This window comes from Spirillospora sp. NPDC046719 (assembly GCF_040645715.1).
Taxonomy (GTDB): domain Bacteria; phylum Actinomycetota; class Actinomycetes; order Streptosporangiales; family Streptosporangiaceae; genus Spirillospora.
In genome coordinates this window covers 1-6372 of sequence record NZ_JBEYYT010000490.1, presented here as the reverse complement: position 1 = coordinate 6372, position 6372 = coordinate 1, and the positions used below count along the sequence as shown (strand labels likewise).

6 protein-coding genes are annotated in these 6372 nt (G+C 73.1%); all 6 read right to left on the bottom strand.

Going from position 1 to position 6372, the window contains the following annotated elements; translation table 11 throughout:
* Positions 1 to 67 precede the first annotated feature (67 nt).
* A complete protein-coding gene (locus tag ABZ914_RS43950; protein ID WP_190858523.1) occupies positions 68 to 1222 on the bottom strand; it encodes an acetyl-CoA C-acetyltransferase in 1155 nt (384 codons plus the stop codon).
* Between the two features lie 20 nt (positions 1223 to 1242).
* A complete protein-coding gene (locus ABZ914_RS43945; RefSeq protein WP_190858525.1) occupies positions 1243 to 1860 on the bottom strand; it encodes a TetR/AcrR family transcriptional regulator in 618 nt (205 codons plus the stop codon).
* A gap of 31 nt (positions 1861 to 1891) precedes the next feature.
* Positions 1892 to 2671, bottom strand: a complete 780-nt coding sequence (locus ABZ914_RS43940; RefSeq protein ID WP_500200672.1) for an SDR family oxidoreductase — start codon at positions 2669 to 2671, stop codon at positions 1892 to 1894.
* Entirely contained in the window at positions 2668 to 3849 is a 1182-nt protein-coding gene (locus ABZ914_RS43935; protein ID WP_500200671.1) for an acyl-CoA dehydrogenase family protein, read from the bottom strand. Before ABZ914_RS43935 ends, ABZ914_RS43940 begins: the two co-directional genes overlap by 4 nt.
* Positions 3850 to 3873: 24 nt before the next feature.
* Positions 3874 to 5178, bottom strand: a complete 1305-nt coding sequence (locus tag ABZ914_RS43930; protein WP_500200670.1) for a glycosyltransferase — start codon at positions 5176 to 5178, stop codon at positions 3874 to 3876.
* The coding region (locus ABZ914_RS43925; RefSeq protein WP_500200669.1) for a CDP-glycerol glycerophosphotransferase family protein at positions 5156 to 6372 on the bottom strand (1217 nt) is incomplete at its 5' end. The genes ABZ914_RS43930 and ABZ914_RS43925, both read right to left, overlap by 23 nt.

Genomic DNA, 6372 nt, shown 5'->3' with positions numbered 1-6372 from the left:
GCGCCAGCGGAGCGGGGAAACAGCCTCACGACCGTGACGGGGGTTCCAGGGGGTCGCCCCCTGGGAACTACAGCCTTTCGAGGATGGTGACGTTGGCCTGGCCGCCGCCCTCGCACATCGTCTGCAGGCCGTAGCGGCCGCCGGTGCGCTCCAGCTCGTGCAGCAGCGTGGTCATCAGCCGGGCGCCGGTGGCGCCGAGCGGGTGGCCGAGGGCGATGGCGCCGCCGTTCGGGTTGACCTTCGCCGGGTCGGCGCCGGTCTCCTTCAGCCAGGCGAGCACGACCGGCGCGAACGCCTCGTTGATCTCGACGGCGTCGAAGTCGCCGATCGTCATGCCGGTCTTCTTCAGCGCGTGCGCGGTGGCGGGGATCGGCGCGGAGAGCATCCGGATCGGGTCCTCGCCGCGCGCCGAGATGTGGTGGATGCGGGCGCGCGGGGTGAGGCCGTGGTCCTTGACGGCCTGCTCGGACGCGATGAGCAGCGCGGCGGAGCCGTCGGAGATCTGGGAGGCGAGCGCGGCGGTGAGCCGGCCGCCCTCGACGAGGGTCTTCAGCCCGGCCATCTTCTCCCGGGTGGTGTCGCGGCGCGGGCCCTCGTCGGCGGTGACGCCCTCCAGCGGGACGATCTCCCGTTCGAAGCGGCCCTCGTCGGTCGCGCGGATGGCGCGCTGGTGGGACTCGTAGGCGAACGCCTCCATCTCCTCGCGGGAGATGTCCCAGTCGCGGGCGATCATCTCGGCGCCGTTGAACTGCGACACCTCGGCGTCGCCGTACCGCGCGGTCCAGCCCTTGGAGCCGGCGAACGGGCCCTGCGTGAAGCCGAGGGGCTCGGCGGCGGTCATCGCGAACGAGATCGGGATCTGCGACATGTTCTGCACGCCGCCCGCGACGACGAGGTCGGACGTCCCGGCCAGGACGGCCTGCGCGGCGAAGTGCACGGCCTGCTGGGAGGAGCCGCACTGCCGGTCGACGGTGACGCCGGGGACCTCCTCGGGCAACCCGGCGGCGAGCCAGCAGGTGCGGGCGATGTCGCCGGCCTGCGGGCCGACGCTGTCGACGTTGCCGAACACCACGTCCTCGACGGCGGCGGGGTCGACCTTCGCGCGGTCCATCAGCGCCTTCAGCACGTGGGCGCCGAGGTCGGCGGGGTGGACGCCGGCGAGCCCGCCCTTCTTGCGGCCGACGGGGGCGCGGACCGCTTCGACGATGTAGGCCTCGGCCATGGGGGGTGTCTCCTTCGGGGCTAGCTCGCCTGGATGCCTTCGAGGACCATGGCGAGGTACTGCTTGGCGATGTCGTCGGCGGACAGCCGCCCGCCGTGCTGGTACCAGTTGGCCGCGACCCAGACGGTGTCGCGGATGAAGCGGTAGATCAGCGTCCGGTCGAGGTCGGCGCGGAAGGCGCCCTCCTCGACGCCCCGGTCCAGCAGGGACATCCACATCGTCTCGAAGCGGCGCTGCGACTCGAGCAGGTAGTGGAAGCGTTCGCTGGTCGCGAGGTGCTTGGACTCGTTCTGGTAGAGGACGACGGCGGGCCGGTGCCGGTCGATCGAGCGGAACGACTCGACGATGACGCCCTCCATGGTGTCGCGGGCGCTGAGGCCGGCGGCGAGGACGCGCTCGTAGGCCGCCCACATCTCGTCCAGGAAGGTCGACAGGATCTCGTCGGCCATCGCCTCCTTGGAGTCGAAGTGGTAGTAGAGGCTGCCGCCGAGGATGCCCGCGGCGTCGGCCACCTTCCGGACGGTGGTGGCGGAGTACCCCTGCGAGGCGAACACCTCGGCGGCGGTGGCGAGCAGCTCGGCCCGCCGTTCCGCGCGCGCGGCGGCGGTGCCCTCGGCGTCGCGCCGTCGTGGACTCATGGTCGGTTCCTAAGCGTGCTGAGAGGAGACCCTACGGATGTTGTGAAGAGACCGAGACGACCTCCCCGGTCATGTACGAGGAGTAGTCGCTGGCCAGGAAGACGATAACGTTGGCCACCTCCCAGGGCTCGGCGTAGCGGCCGAACGCCTCGCGCCGCGTCAGCTCGTCCAGCAGGTCCTCCGACGTCACCTTGACCAGGTGGGGGTGCATGGCGAGGGACGGGGAGACGGCGTTGATCCGCACGCCGAACTCGGCGGCCTCCAGCGCGGAGCAGCGGGTGAGGGCCATCACGCCGGCCTTGGCGGCGGCGTAGTGGGACTGGCCCTTCTGCGCGCGCCAGCCGATCACCGACGCGTTGTTGACGATGACGCCGGCGCCCTGGTCGCGCATGATGCGCAGCGCGGCGCGGGTGCAGCGCATCGTCCCGTTCAGGGTGATGTCGAGGACGCGGCCCCACTGGTCGTCGGTCATGTCGACCAGCTCGGCGGTGCCGCCGAGGCCGGCGTTGTTGACCGCGGCGTCGATCCGGCCGAACCGCTCGACGCCCAGCGCGTAGAGGGCCCGGACCTGCTCCTCGTCGGTGACGTCGCAGGGCAGGGCGGCGACGCGGTCGGCGCCGAACTCCTTCTCCAGCTCCTGCGCGGACGCGGCGAGCCGCCGCTCGTGCGCGTCGGAGATCAGGACGCGGGCGCCCTCCTCCAGGCAGCGGCGGGCGGTGGCGCCGCCGATCCCGGCGCCGGCCGCGGCGGTGATCACGACGGCGCGGTCCTTCAGCAGGCCGTGCCCGGGGACGTAGGGGGGCGGCGTCATCCGCGAGCCTCTCTGGGGAGACCGAGCACGCGCTCGGCGATGATGTTGCGCTGGATCTCGTTCGACCCGGCGTAGATCGTGTCGGAGCGGGAGAACAGGAACAGCCGCTGCCAGTCGTTGAGGTCGTACGGTTCGCCGTCGGCGACCATTCCGGCGGCGCCGAGGACGTCCATGGCGAGCTCGCCGAGTTCGCGGTGCCAGGTGCCCCAGACGAGCTTGGAGATCGACGACTCGGGCCCCGGGGCGCCGGACGCGACGCCCGCCATCGTGCGGACGGCGTTCAGCCGCATGACCTCCAGGCCCATGTAGGCGCGGGTGAGCCGGTCGCGCAGGAGCGGGTCGTCGATGGCGCCGGTGCGGCGGGCGAGGTCGAGGACGCCCTCGAACTCGCGGCGGAATCCGACCTGCTGGCCGAGGGTGGCGACGCCGCGCTCGAAGCCGAGCGTGGCCATCGCGATCTTCCAGCCCTCGCCGGGCGCGCCGACGATGTTGCCGGCGTCGGTGCGGGCGCCGTCGAAGAAGACCTCGTTGAACTCCGAGGTGCCGGTGAGCTGGACGATCGGCCGGATGTCGACGCCGTCCTGCCTCATCGGGACGAGCAGGTAGGACAGGCCGTGGTGGCGGGACGAGCCGGGCTCGGTGCGGCAGACGACGAAGCACCAGTCCGATTCGAGGGCGTTGGACGTCCAGACCTTCTGCCCGTCGACCGTCCAGTGGTCGCCGTCGAGGGCGGCGCGGGTCTGCACGTTGGCGAGGTCGGAGCCGGCGTTGGGCTCGGAGTAGCCCTGGCACCACAGCTCCTCGACGGCGACGATCGGGGGCAGGAACCGGGCCTTCTGCTCGTCGGTGCCGAACGCGATGATCGTGGGGCCGAGCAGGTTCTCGCCGATGTGCCCGACGCGGGCCGGGGCGTCGGCGAGCGCGTACTCCTCGTTGAAGATCACTTGCTGCCGGACGGTCGCGCCGCGGCCGCCGTGCTCCTCGGGCCAGCCCACGCACGTCCAGCCCGCGGCGGCCATGTGGCGCTCCCAGGCCAGCCGCTCCTCGAACGCCTCGTGCTCGCGGCCGGGCCCGCCGAGGCCGCGCGCGTGCGCGAACTCGCCCGACAGGTTGGCCTCCAGCCAGCCGCGGACCTCGGCGCGGAACGCCCGGTCCGCAGGGGACTCGTTCTGGTTCACGCCCGGAACTCTACCAAACAGTTGTTAGAAAGAATCGGCCTCCAGGGCCGGTTCCACCTCGCCCGCCTGCACGGCGGGCCGACCGAGCCCCGGCGCCGGCACCGCGGAGCGCTCCTCCGCGGCGCGCTCCCGTGGCGCCGGCAGGTCGCGGTGCAGCAGGTCGAACAGCCGGTCCCAGCGGGCCAGCACCGTCTCGGGACGGAAGCGCTGCACCGACGCGCGGGCCTCCGCGCCGAGCTCGCAGCACAGCTCCGGGTCCTCGATCAGCCGCTCCAGCGCCTCGGCGAACGCGGCCGTGTCCCCCGGCCGCACGAGCAGCCCGCCCGTCTCCCCGCCCCGCTCGCCGAGCAGCATCCGGACGCCCGGCGCGCAGTCGAACGCCACGGTCGGCAGCCCGTACGCCATCGCCTCCATCACCGACATCGGCACCCCCTCGGCGCGCGACGGCAGCGCGAACACCGACGCCTCGACCATCGCCTCCTCGACGTCGGCGACGACGCCCCGGAACTCGACCGACCCGGCCAGCCCGGCGGCGGCCGCCTGCTCGCGCAGCGCGTCCCCGTCCGGGCCGGTGCCATAGATGTGCAGCCGCCACTCCGGATGGCGCGGATTCACCCGCTCCCACGCCTCCAGCAGCAGGTCGACGCCCTTCTCGTAGGACAGCCGCCCCACGCAGGCGACCGCCGGCAGGTTGAGCGTCGGGTAGACGGTCGGGGTGACGTGCAGGGCGTTCGGGATGTGGTCGGCGTTCGTCATGCCGTCCCTCGCCCACGCGTCCGCGTCCTCCGGGGTCAGCGTGAGGAACCGGTCGACGTGCGCGAAGTGCCGCTTCACCCGCTGGTACCGGGTCGACTTGCGGCTCGCCTTGTACGACTCGTGGCTCATCCCGATCACCCGCAGCCCCGAGGTGCCGGCCCGCCGGACCCACTCCATCGCCCAGACCTGCGGCACGATCACGACGGCGCCCGGACGGGCCGCGGCGAACATCCGCGTCAGGCGGGCGGCGCCGCGCCGCTGCACGGTGGACCGCCACACGTCCCGCCCGCGCGCCGCCGCGTTCACCCGGTCCCGCAGCCGGTCCGGCCGCCACTCCAGCACCGGCGGGCGCCACGTGTCGTGCAGGACCTCCACCCTGTAGAGGCCGTCGTGGTCGTGGTGGTGCCCGTCCGGCCCCCGGACGATCCCGACGAGGGTGACGCGGTCGCCGCGCTCGGCCAGCATCCGCGCCATGTGGTGCGCCCAGCGCTGCAAGCCCCCCATCTCGTCGACGTTGTTGCAGACGATGAAGACGTCGCGTGGTGCGTGCTCAGCGGTTCCGGTGGGAACCATGGGCGCTCCTCTCTCCGAAGTAACGGTCCACGACGGTGCGCGCGGCGGTCCCGCGGTCGTGCTCGCCGAACCGCTCGGCGAACGCGCGGCGCGCCGCCGCGTGCGCGGACCCGGCGGCGTCCAGGTCCGCGAGTGCGGCGATCAGCTCGTCCTCGGTCCGGGTGACCGGGCCGGGCGCGTGCTCCTCCAGGTCGAAGTAGCCGGTGGCGTGCTCGCCGTCCTCCGGCAGGTGCAGCACGATCGGCCGGTCCAGCAGCGCGTAGTCGAACATGATCGAGGAGTGGTCGGTGACCAGCGCGTCGGCGAGCAGGAGCAGCAGCGTCGCGTCCGCCACTCCCCCGACGTCCCGCATGGCGCTCGACGCCGACGGCGGCAGGTTCGCCCGGCACAGGTAGTGCGGGCGGACGAGCAGCACGATCTCGTCCCCGAGCTCGCGGGCGAACCGCACCGGGTCCACGGGCGGCTCCATCGGCCCGGCCGGCTTCCCCGTCGGTCCCGGCCTGAAGGTCGGCGCGTAGAGCACGGCGCGGCGCCCGTCGTCCAGGCCGAGCGAGCGGCGCAGCGCGGCGACCTCGGCGGCCAGCTCGGCGTCCCCGTCGAGGCCGTTGACGAGCGGGTCGTTGCGCGGGTACCCGGCCGGCAGCGGTTCCGCCCGGACGCCGAGCCCCTTGACCAGGGTGTCCACGTCGTGGCGGGAGCGGACGAGGAAGCAGTCGAAGCGGTCCACGCTCCGCGCGAGTCGGGCGCGGTCGGACGCGGGCCCGCTCTTCATCCGCGGCTGGTCGAGCCCCATCAGCTTGTACGCCGACCCGTGCCAGGTCTGGATGTAGGTGGTCTCGGGGCGCTTGCGCAGGCGGTCCGGATACCCCTGGTTGTCGATCCAGAACTCCGCCCGGGCGAGCGCGAGGTGGTAGCGCCAGGAGTCCCGCCGCACCAGCCGCGCGTCGGGCGGGAAGCCCTTCGCGGACCTCGCGTACGACCACACGGCCTCGACCGGGCGGCCCGAGCGGCGCAGCTCCCGGTAGATGTACTTCGGGTTGTCGGAGTAGTGCAGCCCGAGATGGCTCTCGAACACCGCCAGGCCCCTGCGGACCGGCAGCCGGGTCAGGATCCGGTTGAACACGGCGGCCTTCGTCCTGCTGGAGGCGAGCGCACGGCGCATGGAGCGCTCCAGCCGTCGCGCGCGCCGCCGGC

Excerpts from the sequence above, each read along its gene's own strand:
- ABZ914_RS43950 (WP_190858523.1), bottom strand. The coding sequence starts at position 1,222 with ATGGCCGAGGCCTACATCGTCGAAGCGGTCCGCGCCCCCGTCGGCCGC.
- ABZ914_RS43945 (WP_190858525.1), bottom strand. The coding sequence starts at position 1,860 with ATGAGTCCACGACGGCGCGACGCCGAGGGCACCGCCGCCGCGCGCGCG.
- ABZ914_RS43940 (WP_500200672.1), bottom strand. The coding sequence starts at position 2,671 with ATGACGCCGCCCCCCTACGTCCCCGGGCACGGCCTGCTGAAGGACCGC.
- ABZ914_RS43930 (WP_500200670.1), bottom strand. The coding sequence starts at position 5,178 with ATGGTTCCCACCGGAACCGCTGAGCACGCACCACGCGACGTCTTCATC.